The organism is Chryseobacterium ginsenosidimutans (assembly GCF_024807225.1).
Lineage (GTDB): Bacteria > Bacteroidota > Bacteroidia > Flavobacteriales > Weeksellaceae > Chryseobacterium > Chryseobacterium ginsenosidimutans.
The window spans coordinates 2,676,796-2,694,885 of sequence record NZ_JANUCO010000001.1; the positions used below are offsets into that span (position 1 = coordinate 2,676,796).

Sequence of the window (18,090 nt, forward strand, 5' to 3'; positions counted from 1 at the left end):
TATCGGTAGCTTTTTTCTGTTATGAAAAAACTATTTTTTTCTATTGCTATTTTACTTCTTTCACAGGCAAAAGCCCAGATCGATCCTGTAAAATACCCAACGTATACCAATATTGATGATGCTTTAAAAAGCGGACAAACCATTTACAGCATGAGTTTCAGAGGGAAAGTGATGTTTAATCTTCCGACTGAAATTCAAAAGCTACAATCAATTTTTTTCCTGAATTTAATGGAAAATAAGTTTGAGAAAATGGATGAATCAATTTTTGCATTAAAAGAATTGACGATTTTAAACTTAAACGAAAACAGCATTAAATTTATTCCCGACGAAATCGGAGAACTTCAGAAACTGGAAAGTTTTTCGATTAATTTAAATGAATTAACCAGCATAAATCCAAACGTAGCAAAACTTCAGAAATTAAAGGTCATTCATTTGGATGCCAATAGTTTGAATGTTTTCCCGGAAGCGTTGTTGCAGATTCCGAGCTTGGAAGAAATTAATTTACAGGGAAATCAGATCAGTTTTATTGCTAAAGATCTGGATCAGATTAAGAATTTAAAATCATTAAATCTTTCTGCCAATCAAATCAACGATTTAGGAAACTTAGAATTCCCGAAACAATTAAAATACCTTGAATTACAGCAAAATTCCATATCAAAACTTCCTGAAGATCTCTTTAAGTCGAAGAATCTGGAATTTTTAAATGTAAGTCAGAACAATATCAAAGAAATTTCGTCTAAAGTAAAAGGTCTGAAAAATGTGGTCAGCATGAATCTTGCGAACAATGATTTAAAAGATCTCCCCACCGAATTTTCACAACTGAAAAATCTTAAAACACTCATATTAACGGGCAATCCAATGGAAAAATCAACCATCGAAAAGCTAAAAGCAATCATGCCGGAAACTCAGATTTATTTCTAAAAACAGGTTGAAAACTCTTCACCACAAAAGATACAACAGCTCTTATTGGATTATAAAATCTAATGTCTAGAAAGCAAAAGTACTCTGTTCAGCAAAGGCTGATTGAGGTTTTAGCTGAGTGAAACGCCGTTGCGAACGAAAATATTTTCAAGGTTAAATTAAAAAAAACTTTTGCGATCCTTGCGTTTAAAAAGATTCGGAGATTTTCTAATTCAATTGAATTAAAATATAAAATTATCCGCCGACTCTTTTAGTTTTAAACCCCATTTCTTTAAGGATATCCATTATTTTATCACGATTATCCCCTTGAATAATGATCGTTCCATCCTTTTCAGAACCACCGATTCCTAAGGTGGTTTTTATTTTTTTCGAGATTTTCTTCAAATCATCCTCACTCCCTTCCCAACCTTCAACAATTGTTACAGGTTTTCCGTTTCTCCCTTTCTTCTCAAACTTGCATACCAAAGGCTCTTTCTGCCTGAACTGCTCTTCAGGCATCTTAAAATCCTGCTCCTCATGCTCAGGAAAAAGGTTCTTCAATTGATCTCTTAAATCCATATGACAAAAATAAAAAAATATGCGCAAACATCCGTGAAAATCCGTGAAATCTGTGGGAGAAAAAAATTGCAGTCATTTTTAAAAATAATTCCCACGGATCACACAGATTTACACAGATGTTCCTGTTCTAATTTAAAACTCCAAGTAAAACAAAAAAGATTAGTGATAATTTGTGAAAAAAATAGTGAATATTAGTGTTAAAAAAACAAAGTCTTTCACAAACATTTCCGATTAAATTTAAAAATCAACAATAGAAAAACCAATCTTTTAATAAAAATTTAAGTCTTTCAAATTCTTCAATTCATTTCAAAATAGATAAATTTGTATATATAAAAGTTTATACATAATGTCGAAAAAAGCAATATTAGCCATTCTTGACGGATGGGGATTGGGAATGAATCCGGACGTTTCAGCACTTGATAAAGCAAATACACCATTTATAGATAGTTGTCTCAAAAATTTTCCTCACACAACGCTTGAAGCGAGTGGTTTGGCGGTAGGTCTTCCTTTCGGTCAGATGGGAAATTCTGAAGTGGGGCACATGAATTTGGGAGCAGGAAGAGTGGTTTACCAGAACTTGGTTAAGCTAAATATGGCGGTAGAAAACGGAACTCTTGGACAACAGAAGGAAATTCAGGACGCTTTTGAATATGCTAAAAAAGAGAACAAAAAAGTACACTTTATCGGTTTGGTTTCAAACGGTGGAGTACATTCACATATCAATCATTTAAAAGGTTTAATAACTTCTGCGCATGAATTTGGCTTGAATGATAATGTTTTCGTTCACGCTTTTACAGACGGTCGTGATTGTGATCCGCATTCAGGGAAAGGTTTTATCGAAGAACTGGAGAACCACATGGCAACAACTACCGGAAAACTGGCAACAGTGGTTGGTCGTTATTATGCGATGGACAGAGATAAAAGATGGGAGCGTGTAAAATTGGCTTACGATGCTTTGGTAGAAGGCGTTGGCGAACAATCTACAGATGCTTTGGCTTCGATTCAGAAATCGTATGAAAATAATGTGACGGATGAATTTTTAAAGCCAATTATCTTAGTAAATACAACAGAAACCGGAAATGTAGTTCCTGTTGCTAAAATTATTGATAATGATGTCGTTATCTGTTTTAATTTCAGAACAGACAGAGGTAGAGAAATCACGGAGGTACTTTCTCAGAAGGATTTCCCGGAATATTTCATGAGAAAACTGAATCTTTATTATGTTACATTAACGAATTATGATAAAACATATCAAAATGTACACGTAGTTTTTGATGAGAATGTTCTTCAGGAAACGATGGGGGAAATATTGGAAAAAAATCATAAAACACAGATAAGAATTGCAGAAACAGAGAAATATCCTCACGTTACGTTCTTCTTTTCCGGAGGTCGTGAAGAGGAATTTGTAGGCGAAAGAAGACTGCTTTGTCCAAGTCCGAAAGATGTTCCGACCTATGATTTGAAGCCGGAAATGTCAGCTTACGATATTACAAACGCAATCGTTCCCGAACTGGAAAATGAGACTGCAGATTTTATCTGTTTAAATTTTGCCAATACAGACATGGTAGGTCATACAGGAGTTTTCGAAGCAGCGGTAAAAGCAGCGGAAGTAGTTGATTCATGTATAGAAAAAGTAGCGACAACAGCTTACGAACACGGGTATGCCGTTTTCATTCTTGCAGATCACGGAAATTCTGATGTAATGATTAATCCGGATGGAACGCCGAATACGCAGCATTCAACCAATCTGGTTCCGTTCATCGTGATGGATAAAGACAACACCTGGAATCTGAAACCAGGGAAATTAGGAGATGTTGCTCCAACCATTTTAAAAGTAATGGGAGTGGAAATTCCGGAAATTATGACAGGAGATATTTTAGTTAGCTAAAATTGAACAATTTGGAACAAAAATTGCCGTTATAATTTATATAGCGGCAATTTTTTATGATTAATATCAGAAAGAATTAACAATTTATTATGTCTTAAATAATAAATAAAGCTTTAAATTTGCAAATTAATCCTAAATTTATAAAATGTATCAAAAACTTGTAAGGAAAGAAGTAATGGGAATTTTGGAAAAGGAGGTAGGTTCTTTTCTGGATAAGTTTTTAACGCCAGTTGAAAAAATCTGGCAGCCTTCCGATTACCTTCCAGATCCTTCAAGCGATAATTTTAAATACGATTTAGAAGAAATCCAGACTTACGCACGAGAAATGCCTTACGATTTATTCGTTACATTAATCGGTGACTGTATTACAGAAGAAGCTCTGCCTTCTTACGAATCTTGGTTGATGGGTGTAGACGGAATTGATCAGGAGAAGAAAGAAATCGGCTGGGCAAACTGGATAAGATCATGGACTGGTGAAGAAAACAGACATGGAGATCTTTTGGGTAAATATCTTTATCTATGCGGAAGAGTGAATATGAGAGAACTGGAAGTTACCACTCAGTATTTAATTAACGACGGTTTCGATTTGGGAACAAGCATGGATCCTTACAGAAATTTCATTTATACCAGTTTTCAGGAAACGGCAACCAATATTTCTCACAGAAGAGTAGGAACATTGGCAAAACAATCCGGAAACGGGAAATTAGCAAAAATGTGTGGGGTAATCGCGGCAGATGAAGCGAGACACGCAAAAGCATATAAATATTTCGTAACAAGAATTTTAGAAATAGATCCTTCGGAAATGATTATCGCATTTGAAGATATGATGCGTAAAAAAATCGTTATGCCGGCTCACATGATGAGACAATCTGGTCAGAAAGCAGGTGAACTTTGGGGTCATTTTTCGGATGCTGCACAGAGATGTATGGTGTATACAGGTCAGGATTATATCAATATTATGAAAGATCTGTTAGACGAATGGAAGATTGAGCATGTAAAAGGTCTTAACGAAAAAGCTGAAAAAGCTCAGGAATATTTAATGAAACTTCCTGCGAGACTTCAGAAAATTACAGACAGAATTTCAACACCCGATTTACAGTTTCACTTTAATTGGGTTAAAAGTTAATTATATATTATTTAAAATATAAAAGTAAGAGTGCTAAGTATTTTAGCACTCTTTTATTTTTGTATCTTTGCACTTCAAAAAGATATTCAAAATGATGAATAATAAGAAAATTGCTGTAGACTTCGACGGAACCATTGTTGATGATGCTTATCCGGCAATTGGTAAAACCAAAGTTTTTGCTTTTGAAACCTTAAAAAGGCTTCAGGCGGAAGGTTTTAGATTGATACTTTGGACTTACAGACACGGAAGAACATTGGATGAAGCCGTAGAATTCTGTAAAAAAAACGGTATTGAGTTTTATGCCGTAAATTCAAGTTTTGAAGGAGAAGTTTTTGATTCGGAAAATCAATCCAGAAAGCTTGATGCAGACTGGTTTATCGACGACAGAAATCTTGGTGGATTTCCGGGTTGGGGCGAAATCTACAATATTATTCAGGAAAGAATAGAGTTCCGAGTAGAAGGAAAAGAAGTTTTGGCATATTCAAAACTTAAAAAAGATAAGAAAAAAGGATTATTCTGGTAAGAATAAATCTAACGATATAGCAATGTAGCAATGATAATTGTTACACTGTTAAATTTTTTAAATTGTTACATTAATTTACATGATTCAATTAAAAACAATAGACGAATTACGTCTTATGAAGCAGAGTGCTCAGTTGGTTTCCAGAACATTAGGAATGTTGGCGAAAGAGATCAAACCGGGGATTACCACTTTGTATTTAGATAAATTAGCCCATGATTTTATTAAAGATCACGGTGCAGAACCTGCATTTTTAGGATATGGAGGTTTCCCTTATTCATTATGTATTTCACCCAACGATCAGGTTGTTCACGGTTTTCCGAGCAACGAAGAAATTAAAGAAGGCGATGTACTTTCTGTGGATTGCGGAGCGGTTTTAAATGGTTTTGTAGGCGATCACGCTTATACTTTTGAAATCGGTGAAGTAAGTCCGGAAACAAAAAAATTGTTGAAAGTTGCCAAAGAATCTCTTTATAAAGGAATCGAGCAATGTGTAAGAGGAAAGAGAATTGGTGATATTTCTTATGCCATCCAAAATCACTGTGAAAAAGAAGGATATGGTGTGGTAAAAGAGCTTGTAGGACATGGTGTGGGAAGACAGATGCATGAAGATCCACAAGTTCCGAATTACGGAAGACAGGGAAGTGGAAAAGTAATTAAAGACGGATTAACACTTGCTATCGAGCCCATGATCAACCTTGGAACTGAGAAAGTGAAATTCCATAACGATGGATGGACGGTTACGACTTTGGATAACAAGCCTTCTGCGCACTTCGAACACGATGTTGCGGTAATCAACGGGAAACCAGTGTTGCTGTCGACTTTCCAGTATATTTATGATGCTTTGGGAATTGTAACTGATGAAGAAAAAGCTTTCCAATTGGATTTTTAATGAAAAAAGTCACTAAACTTTTATTGAATAAAATTCCACGTCCGATGCTTATTAAAATGAGTGTTTGGGCGCGACCGCTTATTTATAAATTTTTCAAAGGAGATCAGTTTTTTGATCCGATTGATGGCAGATCTTACCGGAAATTTCTTCCTTACGGATACGGAAATCAACGTGAAAATGCTTTGTCTCCGGGAACATTAAGCCTGGAAAGACACCGCCAAATGTGGCTGTATCTTCAAAATGAGACAGATTTTTTCATTAAAAATGCTAAGGTTCTTCACATTGCTCCTGAGCAGGAATTTTTAAGAAAATTCAAGAGAATGAGGAATCTGGATTATATTTCAGCCGATTTATTTTCTCCGATTGTAGACGTAAAAGCAGATATTTTGGATCTTCCTTTTGCTGATGAAAGTTTTGATATTGTTTTCTGCAACCATGTGTTGGAACATATCGAAGACGATGCAAAAGCAATGAGCGAATTGTATAGAGTTTTACGACCGGGAGGATGGGGAATTTTACAGGTTTCCGATGAGAAATTCTCTGGAAAAAACATACGAAGATTTCACGATTAAAGATCCTAAAGAACGCCAGAAACATTTCGGGCAATATGACCATGTTCGCTGGTACGGAATGGATTATTTTGACCGTTTGAAGAAAGCAGGGTTTGAGACAGAAATCAATTTTTATTCTCAAAAATTTTCAGAAGAAGAAATAAAAAAATATGGGTTAAGAAAAAATGAAATTCTTCCTATTATTTATAAAAAATAAAAAAACGTCTCTGATTTTGGAGACGTTTTTTGTTGTATTGAACGTATAATTATTCTTTAATAAATTGATAAGGTTTTTTTCCGTTTACAATCAAAATATATTGACCGACCGCGAAATTCTGTGTATCGATTTTTACTTTTTTATCCGCGCTTTTGCCTTCATAAACCAGTTGTCCAATCATGTTGAAAACCTTTACAGAAAGATCGTTTTCAATATTTTCTAGGGTTAAAATTTCTTTTACAGGATTTGGATAGATTAAGAGTGATTGTTGCAGATTATTTTCTTTAATACCAAGAAAAGAGGCATTGTTGTAATAGATTTTATTGCCTGTACTGGGATTTGTTATGATAAGTGTTTTGTAAGTCCCACCATTATTGATGATCTGATAATTAAATACTGTTCCTGAAACCGAATTAAAAAAGAAATCGCAGTTTTTTTGATCATAATCTTGAGCCGCCGCCGCGTTTGTACCATTATATATGGCCAATGTACATCCGCCACCTTGTCTGGTAAAACTATCTGCTGTCGTAGAAAATGTAATCGTAGATCCCGCTGTATTATAATATGCGGAATTGAAGTTATAGCTATTTCCAGAATTCATAAACTTAGAAGTGCCGATAGCAAGCTGCATGACAGGACTAGTCGTCGTTTGATTACTGATAGTCATTTGGGAAATATACCAGTCATTGTTCAATAATTCTGCATTTTGCGCAAACAAAGATCCGCTGAAGAGTAAAAAGAATAAAGTTTTTTTCATGATTAATTTTTTTCAAAAATATAAAAATAAACTTGGTTTATAAAGTGAAACCACCTCCACAATAGAAGATGGCTTTTAAGTTTATATTAAATTTCGCTTTAATTAATAAATTCTTTAATTTTAATGTGAAGAAACTGCCTTCAATCCAACAACAGAACCAATTAAAGTTACGATAAAGAAAACCCTCCAGAAACTTACCGGATCTTTAAAGAAGAAAATTCCCATTAAAACGGTTTCCGACGGCTCCGATTCCCGTCCAGACTGCATAAGCCGTTCCGATGGGTAAAGTTTGTGTTGCTTTGATCAATAAAAGCATACTGACTGTTAAGGAGATCAGGAAACCAGCAAACCAAAAGTACATCGTTGTTCCGCTTGTTTCTTTTACTTTTCCTAAACAAGATGCAAAAGCCACTTCAAATAATCCTGCAATAACTAAGATAATCCAATTCATTTTTCTTTATTTTCTGCTGCAAAGTTCAGGATTTAAGAACGATTAAAATTTTACAATTGTTAAAAAATAAAAATATTTTCTTGAAACTGAAAGTTTTTATATCAAAAGACGTAAGGTCTCTTTCAAAAGGAATCTGTTATTCTTTCTAACGCAAAGATTATATTTACATTCCGCATTATTTTAGAAGGCAAAGGCAAATAAATTTGCTTCGTGAAGCGTGAAAACAATACTTCATCAAATCAACTTGTTGATTCATCTTGGCTCACTTCAATTAAGTAATATTGAATTAAAGCTTTGCGTTAAAAAAATTAGTAGTGTTTTTTTTAAAATTTTAGAATCAAATTTAAAAAAGCTCTTAATTTTCAACACTAAAACACTAAAACACTAAAACACTAAAACACTAAAACACTAAAACACTAAAACACTAAAACACTAAAACACTAAAACACTAAAACCTAATCTCCGCCCGAATCCTGCTCAAACTCACCTGTGTAATTCCCAGATACGAAGCAATATGCCCAAGCTGAACCCGTTTCAGAAGATCAGGTTTATCCTTCATCAGATCTTTGTATCGTTCCAAAGCGGTTTTAAACTGTCTTGAAATAATCAATTCTTCTGTTTTCACCAGTTCTCTTTCTGCAAATTTTCTCCCCCAATTGGCAATATGAATATCTTCGTTGAATAATTTTCTAAGACTTTCGGTTTCTAGTTTATACAATTCACAGTCTTCGAGAAGTTCGATGTTTTCGTAACCGGGTTTGTCTTCCACATAACTTTTCATAGAAACCACAGGTTCGCCTTCTTTTCCGAACCAAAACGTAATCTCTTTATCTTCCGCAGAAGCATAAGCGCGAACGATTCCCTTTTTTATAAAATAAATATGAGGAACAATTGTATCAGCACGCATCAGACAAAGGTTTTTCGGATGAGAAACTTCAGTGATGTATTTTTCTAAATTCTTTTTTGAATTTTCGGGTAGTATATAAATAGCATCAAGAATTTGGTCGATTTCCATATCAATTCAGGTAGGTTTGTTTTAAAATTAACAGTTTTAAGGATATAAAGAAAGAAAATATTCCAACAAGGTTTTGAATTAATTTTCATTTTAATTAAATTTAAAGGGTAAAACGTTTAACCAAAAATTAGATTAAGTCCAAGTTATTATTAATATTGAATTCATATTGTGTTTAAAGCAGATGTGATAATATTTTTAAATATTTGATTTATAGGAGTTTAAATTATTTTATTTTTCGGTTTAAAAAATTGCGAAACTACAATTATTTTTTACATAGCCAAAAAAATGAAGCTATTGTTTTTATATCTTTAATGAAATATTTTTGCTGCAAAGTCTAAAAAATTATGAAACGAGCTTCTATTAAAGACATAGCAAGAATCGCAGAAGTATCTGTCGCCACAGTTTCCTATGTTCTCAATAAAAAAGAGGGAAGCCGCATTAGTGAAGCCACGAAAAAGAAAATTCTTGAAGTAGCAAAAAACATCAATTATATTCCCAATAAAATAGCCAAAAGCTTGAAAATGAGTAAAAGCAAGCTGATCGGTTTAATTGTCGCAGACATATCGAACGACTTTTATTCTAACATTGCGAGAAGCATTGAAGACGAAGCGATGAAGCTGGGATATACACTTTTGATCGGAAGTTGCGACGAAAATCCAGAAAAATTCAGAAAGCTTACAGAATTATTTTCTGAGCAGCAGGTTGACGGAATGATTATCGCACCGGTTATGGATTCTGATGAAGCTATCAACAAATTAATCAACGAAGAATATCCCATTGTAACGATCGATCGTTATCTGAAAAATGTAAGTCTTCCGGGCGTTATGATCAATAATTCGGAGATTTCAGAATATATTTGCGATCATTTGGTTAAAAAAAATTTTGATGAAATTATCTATGTTGGTTATGATACGCAACTTCCGCACTTGCTTGACAGACAGGATGGTTTCGACAAAAGAATTACAAAATCAAAGGTTTCTTCAAAAACGATTTTAATTGGAATTCATAATATTACAGAAGAAGTTCACGCAAAACTAAAGGAGAATCTGGATCTTTCGAAAAAAACGGCGATTTATTTTTCCAGTAATAAATTAGGAATTGCCGGTCTTAGATATCTGATAGACAACAATATCAATGTTCCGCAGGATGTTTCATTGGTTGCTTTTGATGAAACGGAAGCGTATTATCTTTTCCCTGCCGAAGTAAGTTTTATCCAGCAGCCTTTGATCGATATGGCTAAAGAATCTGTTAAACTTATTGATAACCAGATAAATAATTATACACCAAACGGAAAACGAGTGACTTTTCATGCCAAATTTATGGAGAGAAGTTCTGTAAAATAAATTTTAAATTAATGCATAAATGATGTAATGATGACAGATAAAAATTCTTATATAGTATGTTTTGGGGAGGTTTCTTTGGGATATTTTCCCTGAAGGTTCGAGAGCAGGAGGAGCGCCGTTTAACGTTGCTTATAACGTTCACAAAATGGGTATTGATGTCAATATGCTCAGCAAAATAGGAAATGACGAATTAGGAAAAAAATTAACCGATCAGATAAAAAGCTGGGAAATTTCTACCGATTATATTCAGGTTGACGAAAAATATCCTACAAGTACGGTAATTGCAAAAATTGATGAACATAATGAAGCAACGTATGAAATCATCAATAACGTAGCCTGGGATTTTATAGAATTTCTTCCCGAGCATAAAGAATTGGTTTCTAATGCGGAAGCTTTTGTTTTCGGAAGTCTGTCTGCAAGAAATGAGAAATCCAAAGAAACCTTGCTTCAATTATTAGAATTTGCAAAGCTTAAGATTTTTGATGTTAATTTCAGACCGCCGTTTACAGAGGTGGAATTAATTAAAACTCTTTTGCAAAAAGCCGACATCGTTAAAATGAATAAAGCCGAGTTGAAACAAATTCTTGAGTTTATTGGAAAAGAATATAATAACGAAGAAGAGAGTGTGGCATTTCTTCAAAATCATTTCGATATTAAAGAAGTCATTTTAACAAAAGGAAGTAAAGGTGCGAAATATTTTGTAGGAGATAAAAATTACAGCTTCGAAGCCGTTCCGATTACCGTTGCCGATACCGTGGGAAGCGGAGATGCCTTTCTTTCAGGATTTATTTCAAAAAGAATTAAAAATGAAAATCCGGAAGAGATTATAAAACAGTCCATTTCTTTGGGAGCATTTATCACTTCAAAATCAGGAGCTTGTCCGGATTATGAGTATTCGGAATTTGAAAATTTTAAAAATCAGAAATTTTAGTTTTGAAATTGGTTTACACTTTTTTATTTGAAGCTTTTTCCTGCTTTCCGCACTCGCTATTTTGAGTTATTTTCGGCGCGACGGCAAAGCCGCCGCGCCAAAAATAACTCAAAATGAGCTCAAACAATCGCTGCAATCAGGGCTAGGAATTTTGTTGTTTTTTCAACATTGGAAATAAAACACAAGGTTTGTCATTCCGCAGGAATCTAAGCAAAGTTTTAGAAAGTAGTATGGAAGGATTCGCGCCTAGATTCCTGCGGAATGACAAATATTGTGGAAAGCTATGAAATAAAAGTAGTGTATTTCTTCATACTAACTCTTGGATTATCTCTATGAAATTTTAAATCAAGTCGAGAAGAAAAAAGTAAAGACAAGCTGTTTAAAGTAAAATTAATTTACAATAAAACGGTAGAAATTTTATCTTTGATAAAATCCTTGCGTCTTAAAAACATTGCTCTACATATTATTTTGCGTCTTTGCGATTTCCAACTCTTAAAATAAAAATTTAAATAAATTCACAGATAATTTAAGACCCTTTTCAGTTTTTGGAAGGGCTTTTTTTATGAATTCACCGAAAGACCAGATTTGTTTTAGTAACTTTGCACTTTGTAATATTATTTTTTATGCACAAAGCAGGATTTGTAAATATAGTTGGGAAGCCAAACGCCGGAAAATCTACCTTATTAAACCAATTGATGGGGGAGAAACTGGCAATTGTAACACAAAAGGCTCAAACAACACGTCACAGAATTTTTGGGATTTATAATGAAGAAGACTTACAGATCGTATTTTCAGACACTCCGGGAGTGCTTGATCCGAAATACGGTTTACAGGAAAAAATGATGGATTTTGTAAAGGATTCTTTACAGGATGCAGACGTTTTTTTGTTCATTGTAGATGTTACCGATAAGGCTGAACCTTCAGAATTTTTAATTGATAAACTAAATAAAATCCCGGTTCCGGTTTTACTTTTATTAAACAAAGTAGATCAGACGAATCAGGAAGGTCTTGAAAAATTGGTGGAAATATGGCACGAAAGAATTGCGAAGGCTGAAATTTTGCCTATTTCTGCGTTAAATGCTTTCAATACGGATATTATTTTGCCTAAATTGAAATCAATGCTTCCTGAAAGTCCAGCTTACTACGACAAAGATCAGTATACGGATAAGCCTGAAAGATTTTTCGTAAATGAAGCTATTCGTGAGAAAATTTTGTTGAATTACGATAAAGAAATTCCATATTCTGTAGAAGTTGTTACCGAACAATTCAAGGAAAAAGAGGGAATTATTTTCATCGATTCTATTATTTATGTAGAAAGAGACACTCAGAAAGGGATTATCATCGGGCATAAAGGAGAAGCCATCAAAAAAGTAGGAACAGAATCAAGGATAGATCTTGAGAAATTCTTTAGCAAAAAAATTCACTTAAATCTTTTCGTAAAAGTGAAAAAAGACTGGAGAAAAAACGACAGAGATTTGAAAAATTTTGGGTACAGATAGACTAAAAAGCTCTTAAAGGCGTTCTATTAAAAGATTTTTATTATCTTTAAATTTAAATCCTTGCCCAATGAACTATTTGAACTCAACAAATTCTAATTCGGTTTTAAAAGATATTGTTTTACTGCTTGTGAGAGTATTTATTGGTTTTGCCATGTTGTCTCACGGGTTTCCGAAACTACAAATGTTGTTGGAAGGTGGTAAGATCGATTTCTTCGACTTTTTAGGAATGGGATCACAAATTACATTGGGTCTTACCGTTTTTGCAGAATTTGTTTGTTCGATTTTTCTCATTTTAGGACTTTTTTCAAGAATTGCTTTAGGATTTTTGATCTTTACGATGATTATTGCAGGATTTGTAGTTCATGGAGCAGATCCTTTTGCAAAACAGGAAATGAGCATGATTTATCTCTCTGTTTATCTTCTTCTGATCATTTTCGGAGCCGGAAAAGTCTCTGTAGATTATATGATTGAGAAGAGAAGACGAGCCAATGACTGGTAATTAATTTTAAAATATAAATAAAAGTAGCGAGTTTTTTTGCTACTTTTTTTATGTCTTTAATTTTCATTAAATTCGTGAAAATCGAAATATCATGAAAATTAAATTAACGATATGTCTTCTTGCGTTTCTCAATTTCTACGAAGCTCAGGAAAGTATTACCTACCAAAAACCATCTGCGGAAATCCTTACACTTGCCGATTACGAAAGACCTCCAAGTGTTTTAATGAACAGTAAAAAAGACTGGATTCTTTTCACATACCGACCAACTTACAAAACATTGGAAGATCTTAGTCAGCAAGAAATGAAACTGGGAGGATTAAGGATAAATCCGGTGACGAATATTTCAAGTACGGCAACTTATTCTAATAATCTGAAGGTTAGAAAGCTTAATGATAAAACTGAAGTTCAGGTTAAGAATCTGCCTTCAAACCCGAAAATTACCTATACTTCATTTTCTCCGGATGAAAAGAAATTAGCTTTCACGAATACAACAAATAAAGGAGTTGAACTCTGGATCGTTGATCTGGAAACGGCTACAGCAAAGAAAATTACTTCAGATAATTTAAATGCAAATTTGGGAAGTCCGTATGTCTGGAACAAAGATTCTCAGAATTTATTGATTAAAACACTTCCTCAAAACAGAGCGACTTTAATAGATTCCAGCAAAGATCTTCCGACCGGACCGATTGTTTCAACTGCTGATGGGAAAGTTTCGCAAAACAGAACGTATCAGGATCTTTTGAAAAACCCGCAAGATGAAAAGAATTTTGAAATACTTACCGCTTCCGAAATTTATAACGTTGATCTTAATGGAAGCTTAAAAAAGATAAAAGATCAGGATTTATATTCGGGGTTAAGTTTTTCTCCGGACGGAAATTATTTAATGGCAACGACGATCAAAAAACCATTTTCTTACATCGTTCCTTTAAACAGATTTCCAATGACGACAACGGTTTATGATATGAACGGAAATGTTGTAAAAGTTGTTAATGAAATTCCGTTGAATGAAATTATGCCGAAAGGTTTTTCATCGGTAAGAAACCGGAAAAAGAGATATGGGATGGAGAAGCGATTTGCCCGCAACGTTGGTGTTTGCAGAAGCTCTAGATGGAGGAGATCAATCGAAGACAGCCGATTACAGAGATGAAATTTTCACTTGGGAAGCTCCGTTTAACAATGCTCCGAAATCATTTTTTAAGACAAAACAAAGATATGAAGAGGTAAGCTGGACGAACGATCATTACGCAATTGTTTCCGAAGGTTGGTACGATACAAGAAATACAAAGGCTTTTTTGGTTGACCTTAATAACGGCGAATCAAAAGTAATTGATGACCGAAATTATCAGGATGTTTACAGCGATCCGGGGAATTTCAATACCACAAAAAATCAGTACGGAAGATATGTCGTTGATATGAAAGGAGGAAAGTCGTACCTGATCGGAGCGGGTTTTACAAAAGACGGACAACATCCTTTTATCGATGAAATGGATATGAAAACGCTGAAGAAAAAGAGATTATACACTTCTAATCTTAAAAATGCCAAAGAAGAAATTATTGATATTTTAAATCCGGCGAAAGGAGAGATTTTAACGACTCAACAGTCATCAAGTCAATATCCGAATTATTTTAAAAAGAATATTAAATCTAATAAAACGGAAACGGTAACCAATTTCGCCAATCCTTTTGAAAGCATTAAAGATGTTTATAAAGAAGTGATTATGTACAAAAGAAATGATGGCGTAACGTTAACGGGAACACTTTATCTTCCTGCAAACTACGACAGAAAAACAAAAACAGAAAAATTGCCATTGCTGATCTGGGCTTATCCAACAGAATATAAAGACAAAAATACGGCGGGACAAAACACGCAAAATCCGAACGATTTTACATTCCCTTATTACGGATCGTTTGTGTATTGGACGACAAAAGGATATGCCGTTTTAGACGATGCCGCATTCCCGATCATCGGAGAAGGAAAAACAGAACCGAATGATACTTTCATCCCACAATTGGTTGCTAATGCAGAAGCCGCGATTAATGCAGTCGATCAGTTAGGATATATCGACAGAAAAAAAGTAGCTGTCGGAGGACATTCTTACGGTGCTTTTATGACCGCGAATCTTTTGACCCATTCTAAGCTTTTCGCGTGCGGAATTGCCAGAAGTGGAGCGTATAACAGAACTTTAACACCGTTTGGTTTCCAAAGTGAGCAAAGAAATTACTGGGACGTTCCGGAAATTTATAATACGATGTCGCCCTTCATGAATGCTGATAAAATGAAAACCCCGCTGTTGTTGGTTCATGGTGATGCAGACAACAATCCGGGAACTTTCACCTTGCAGACAGAAAGATATTTTCAGGCTTTGAAAAACTTGGGAGCACCTGTAAAAATGGTTCTTTTACCTAAAGAAGCTCACGGATACGTTGCTAAAGAGAATATTCTGCATTTGCTTTGGGAACAGGATCAGTTTTTGGAAAAATGCTTGAAGAAATAATAATTTAATAGTAAACTCGCTCTTTTTGAGCGAGTTTTTTGTTATTTTCAAAGTTTAAAACAATAACCTCTATTTAAATGAAAATATTAATTTTTCTAACATTTTTTCCTTTTTTTATTTTCGGACAATTATCACCAAAAGTAAATCGATTGTATAAGCAAATAGCTAAAAGTAAAATAGCTGAAGGTAAAAATATAAGTGTTGACGGACATGAAAGTGAACTGTATAAAATTCATGAAAAAATGGATAAAATAGCAACAGATCAAGAAATAGAATATATTGCTTTTCATGGAAATCCTGTAAATAAGTACTATGCGACAAATATTCTTTTTAAGAAGAAGTCTAAATCATTAGAAAAATTATTTAAAAATTATCTTAAAAATAAAGATTCTGTAGAAGTTTTAAGAGGATGTCTTAGGGGAATTTCTCATATGGATTATGAAATTTATACAAGAGTGACTTTTGAAAAACAAATCATCAATCAGGCAGACTGGGAGAAGAAGTGGAAAGACAGCATGATCATTAATAAAAAGGAAAATACTCCTGAATATTTAAATGGAGTTGATATATTAAATACAGAAACGAAGTGGACCAATAAAGAAATAGATTCATTGGTTTGTAAGCTGGATGAGATTATTTTAGACAATCAGGAATCTTCAAAAAAACTTATTGATTTAATCTGTGCATATCATTTATATGAAAATGTAAAAGTGCCTTACTACGAAAAAATTGCTTATTTCGAAAAAAGATATAATTCCCAGTATATTAAAAAATATCTAAATTTTTGCAGATATGGAATACGAGAAAAGGCTATTGATTTTTAAAATTTTATAAATAATTCAAGATTTCGTAATATTTGTCAATTTCATAAGATAAGGCTCATTTATCTAAAGTATATCATCTGCATCAAAAGCAATGGTAGTTATAGAATTATTCATATTTAGTTTACTTTAGTTTTTGTAATTTTCTGCCGACAAAATTCAGAATAAAAAACAACCCGTAAAAGGACATTTGTCTCAGATAAATTATGCTACGTACGAATCAATTATTTTTAGATTACTTAGAAGATCTTTACAAGAAGCAGGATAACAAGAAAAATATTGTGCTGAAATCTTTTGATAAAGGACAAAAAATATTGACACAAAATAAAACGTCTAACAAAATAATGCTCATTAAAAATGGGATTACAAAGTGCTATTTCGTTGAAGAAAACGGCAAAGAATATATCGTTGAGTTTTTGGGAAAAGGCGAAATTATCGGTGAAATAGAAGTCATAAAAAATGTAAGCTGTTTGTGCAGTATTGAGGCTATAACAGAAGTTACGGTCTATTCGATGACGATCCCTTTCTTTCAGTCTTTAATTAAAAGTGATCTTGCTTTAAATAATTTATTGCTTGATGTTTTCGCAGAACGTATCGTAAATACTTCAAGCCGTGCATCTTATCAGCAGCTTCACAAAACAGAACATACGTTGGCTCAGCTTCTTGATGTAAAATCCAAAGAAATGGAAATCTCAAAAGAAGATATGGCGGCTTATTTGGGAATCACGGTGAAAAGCCTTAACAGAGCTTTGAAAGAACATGAGAAAAGTAATTCCGAAGAATAATTCTTGTGATTATTAGAAAAAATCTTCTCGTATCTTTGCAGAAATAGGCTGTCATACAATGGAAGAAATAAAATTCAGGAATGCAAACCTGGAAGATTTACCAAAAATCGTCGAAATTTATAACTCAACCATTCCTTCAAGAATGGTAACTGCCGATACGGAAAATATCTCTGTGGAAAGCAGAATCCAATGGTTTCACGAACACAATTCTGAAACGCGACCTCTCTGGATCATTGAAGGTCAGCAAAATAATGTGTTGGGTTGGGTTAGTTTTTCTTCATTTTACGGAAGACCGGCTTACAATGGAACGGTAGAATTAAGCATTTATATGGATGAAAGCTGTCGTGGAAAAGGCTACGGCAAGAAAGTTCTGCAATATTGTATTGATAATGCAGGGAAATTTGGCGTCAAAACTTTATTAGGTTTTATCTTTTTGCATAATGAACCAAGCTTAAAACTCTTCAAATATTTTGGATTTGAAGATTGGGGCGTTTTTCCTGATGTTGCGGTTTTGGATGGTGTGGAAAGGACGTTGGTGATTTTGGGGAAGAGAATTGGTGAGCCTGTACTGAGCTTGTCGAAGTAAAACAATCTCAAAATTATATACAGTTTGTCACTTCAACAAAGGAGAAATCTACAATCATTAACAAATTCATCATTAATAATTAATAATTTTTTCAGGAGCTATTTCCCGCTTTCCGTTGCAATCTTTTTTTTCAAAAAAGGATTTTCTCTGCAATCGGGGCTAGGTTTTTTGTCATTCTTTTGATCAGACACAATAATCTCTGACTTTGTCATTCCGTAGGAATCTCAACTGTTCA

General features: G+C 33.8%; 15 protein-coding genes and 3 pseudogenes. 14 read left to right on the forward strand and 4 right to left on the reverse strand.

The features are described 5' to 3' along the window. The first annotated feature begins 21 nt into the window (after nucleotides 1–21). Nucleotides 22–921 carry a leucine-rich repeat domain-containing protein gene (locus J3D55_RS12540; protein ID WP_259131560.1) on the forward strand — a complete coding sequence of 300 codons (900 nt, stop codon included), beginning with the start codon at nucleotides 22–24 and terminating at the stop codon, nucleotides 919–921. 234 nt (nucleotides 922–1,155) lie between these two features. Here J3D55_RS12540 and J3D55_RS12545 read toward each other — a convergent pair whose 3' ends face one another. Beyond that, complete coding sequence (locus tag J3D55_RS12545; protein WP_259131562.1) at nucleotides 1,156–1,479, reverse strand: translation initiation factor; 324 nt, start codon at nucleotides 1,477–1,479, stop codon at nucleotides 1,156–1,158. A 346-nt stretch (nucleotides 1,480–1,825) separates the two neighbouring features. On the opposite strand from J3D55_RS12545, the gene gpmI reads away from it, so the two are divergent. The 5 genes and pseudogenes from gpmI (at nucleotide 1,826) to J3D55_RS12570 (ending at nucleotide 6,673) form a co-directional block, all read left to right on the forward strand. Next, nucleotides 1,826–3,367 (forward strand): 2,3-bisphosphoglycerate-independent phosphoglycerate mutase, encoded by a 1,542-nt coding sequence (gpmI, locus tag J3D55_RS12550; protein WP_259131563.1) that lies wholly within the window; start codon nucleotides 1,826–1,828, stop codon nucleotides 3,365–3,367. Nucleotides 3,368–3,512: 145 nt separating this feature from the next. Next, nucleotides 3,513–4,493: an acyl-ACP desaturase gene (locus tag J3D55_RS12555; RefSeq protein ID WP_259131564.1), complete on the forward strand. Its 981-nt coding sequence runs from the start codon at nucleotides 3,513–3,515 to the stop codon at nucleotides 4,491–4,493. A gap of 91 nt (nucleotides 4,494–4,584) precedes the next feature. Continuing rightward, nucleotides 4,585–5,016 carry a BT0820 family HAD-type phosphatase gene (locus J3D55_RS12560; RefSeq protein WP_259131567.1) on the forward strand — a complete coding sequence of 144 codons (432 nt, stop codon included), beginning with the start codon at nucleotides 4,585–4,587 and terminating at the stop codon, nucleotides 5,014–5,016. A 79-nt stretch (nucleotides 5,017–5,095) separates the two neighbouring features. Next, entirely contained in the window at nucleotides 5,096–5,905 is an 810-nt protein-coding gene (gene map / locus J3D55_RS12565; RefSeq protein WP_259131568.1) for a type I methionyl aminopeptidase, read from the forward strand. Then, nucleotides 5,905–6,673: pseudogene (locus J3D55_RS12570) on the forward strand (class I SAM-dependent methyltransferase). Before map ends, J3D55_RS12570 begins: the two are co-directional and overlap by 1 nt. Before the next feature lie 49 nt (nucleotides 6,674–6,722). Here J3D55_RS12570 and J3D55_RS12575 read toward each other — a convergent pair. The 3 genes and pseudogenes from J3D55_RS12575 to J3D55_RS12585 form a co-directional block, all read right to left on the reverse strand. Continuing rightward, a complete protein-coding gene (locus J3D55_RS12575) occupies nucleotides 6,723–7,430 on the reverse strand; it encodes a T9SS type A sorting domain-containing protein (protein ID WP_259131570.1) in 708 nt (235 codons plus the stop codon). Nucleotides 7,431–7,550: 120 nt separating this feature from the next. Beyond that, nucleotides 7,551–7,881, reverse strand: a pseudogene (locus J3D55_RS12580) (DMT family transporter). 448 nt (nucleotides 7,882–8,329) lie between these two features. Continuing rightward, nucleotides 8,330–8,896: a Crp/Fnr family transcriptional regulator gene (locus J3D55_RS12585; protein WP_259131571.1), complete on the reverse strand. Its 567-nt coding sequence runs from the start codon at nucleotides 8,894–8,896 to the stop codon at nucleotides 8,330–8,332. Between the two features lie 344 nt (nucleotides 8,897–9,240). Here J3D55_RS12585 and J3D55_RS12590 point away from each other — a divergent pair, with 344 nt between their 5' ends. The 8 genes and pseudogenes from J3D55_RS12590 to J3D55_RS12625 all read left to right on the forward strand — a co-directional run bounded on the left by J3D55_RS12590 (nucleotide 9,241) and on the right by J3D55_RS12625 (nucleotide 17,855). After that, on the forward strand, nucleotides 9,241–10,239 hold the full coding sequence (locus J3D55_RS12590; protein ID WP_259131572.1) for a LacI family DNA-binding transcriptional regulator: 999 nt from the start codon (nucleotides 9,241–9,243) through the stop codon (nucleotides 10,237–10,239). A 61-nt stretch (nucleotides 10,240–10,300) separates the two neighbouring features. Then, nucleotides 10,301–11,170, forward strand: a complete 870-nt coding sequence (locus J3D55_RS12595; protein ID WP_259131574.1) for a carbohydrate kinase family protein — start codon at nucleotides 10,301–10,303, stop codon at nucleotides 11,168–11,170. A 623-nt stretch (nucleotides 11,171–11,793) separates the two neighbouring features. Then, the gene (gene era, locus J3D55_RS12600) at nucleotides 11,794–12,669 is read left to right on the forward strand and encodes a GTPase Era (protein ID WP_259131575.1); all 876 of its coding nucleotides are present in this window, start codon (nucleotides 11,794–11,796) and stop codon (nucleotides 12,667–12,669) included. A gap of 67 nt (nucleotides 12,670–12,736) precedes the next feature. Then, nucleotides 12,737–13,168 carry a DoxX family protein gene (locus J3D55_RS12605; RefSeq protein WP_259131577.1) on the forward strand — a complete coding sequence of 144 codons (432 nt, stop codon included), beginning with the start codon at nucleotides 12,737–12,739 and terminating at the stop codon, nucleotides 13,166–13,168. A gap of 91 nt (nucleotides 13,169–13,259) precedes the next feature. Further along, nucleotides 13,260–15,663 (forward strand): annotated as a pseudogene (locus J3D55_RS12610) (alpha/beta hydrolase family protein). 149 nt (nucleotides 15,664–15,812) lie between these two features. Beyond that, the gene (locus J3D55_RS12615; RefSeq protein ID WP_259131579.1) at nucleotides 15,813–16,487 is read left to right on the forward strand and encodes a hypothetical protein; all 675 of its coding nucleotides are present in this window, start codon (nucleotides 15,813–15,815) and stop codon (nucleotides 16,485–16,487) included. 203 nt (nucleotides 16,488–16,690) lie between these two features. Further along, nucleotides 16,691–17,269, forward strand: a complete 579-nt coding sequence (locus J3D55_RS12620; protein ID WP_259131580.1) for a Crp/Fnr family transcriptional regulator — start codon at nucleotides 16,691–16,693, stop codon at nucleotides 17,267–17,269. 58 nt (nucleotides 17,270–17,327) lie between these two features. Continuing rightward, nucleotides 17,328–17,855, forward strand: coding sequence for a GNAT family N-acetyltransferase (locus J3D55_RS12625; protein ID WP_259131581.1), 528 nt, complete (start codon nucleotides 17,328–17,330; stop codon nucleotides 17,853–17,855). Nucleotides 17,856–18,090: the final 235 nt, after the last annotated feature.

What these genes read in the sequence shown, in the direction of transcription:
- J3D55_RS12540 (WP_259131560.1), top strand. Translation starts at nt 22, where the DNA reads ATGAAAAAACTATTTTTTTCTATTGCTATTTTACTTCTTTCACAGGCA.
- J3D55_RS12545 (WP_259131562.1), bottom strand. Translation starts at nt 1,479, where the DNA reads ATGGATTTAAGAGATCAATTGAAGAACCTTTTTCCTGAGCATGAGGAG.
- gpmI (WP_259131563.1), top strand. Translation starts at nt 1,826, where the DNA reads ATGTCGAAAAAAGCAATATTAGCCATTCTTGACGGATGGGGATTGGGA.
- J3D55_RS12555 (WP_259131564.1), top strand. Translation starts at nt 3,513, where the DNA reads ATGTATCAAAAACTTGTAAGGAAAGAAGTAATGGGAATTTTGGAAAAG.
- J3D55_RS12560 (WP_259131567.1), top strand. Translation starts at nt 4,585, where the DNA reads ATGATGAATAATAAGAAAATTGCTGTAGACTTCGACGGAACCATTGTT.
- map (WP_259131568.1), top strand. Translation starts at nt 5,096, where the DNA reads ATGATTCAATTAAAAACAATAGACGAATTACGTCTTATGAAGCAGAGT.
- J3D55_RS12575 (WP_259131570.1), bottom strand. Translation starts at nt 7,430, where the DNA reads ATGAAAAAAACTTTATTCTTTTTACTCTTCAGCGGATCTTTGTTTGCG.
- J3D55_RS12585 (WP_259131571.1), bottom strand. Translation starts at nt 8,896, where the DNA reads ATGGAAATCGACCAAATTCTTGATGCTATTTATATACTACCCGAAAAT.
- J3D55_RS12590 (WP_259131572.1), top strand. Translation starts at nt 9,241, where the DNA reads ATGAAACGAGCTTCTATTAAAGACATAGCAAGAATCGCAGAAGTATCT.
- era (WP_259131575.1), top strand. Translation starts at nt 11,794, where the DNA reads ATGCACAAAGCAGGATTTGTAAATATAGTTGGGAAGCCAAACGCCGGA.
- J3D55_RS12605 (WP_259131577.1), top strand. Translation starts at nt 12,737, where the DNA reads ATGAACTATTTGAACTCAACAAATTCTAATTCGGTTTTAAAAGATATT.
- J3D55_RS12620 (WP_259131580.1), top strand. Translation starts at nt 16,691, where the DNA reads ATGCTACGTACGAATCAATTATTTTTAGATTACTTAGAAGATCTTTAC.
- J3D55_RS12625 (WP_259131581.1), top strand. Translation starts at nt 17,328, where the DNA reads ATGGAAGAAATAAAATTCAGGAATGCAAACCTGGAAGATTTACCAAAA.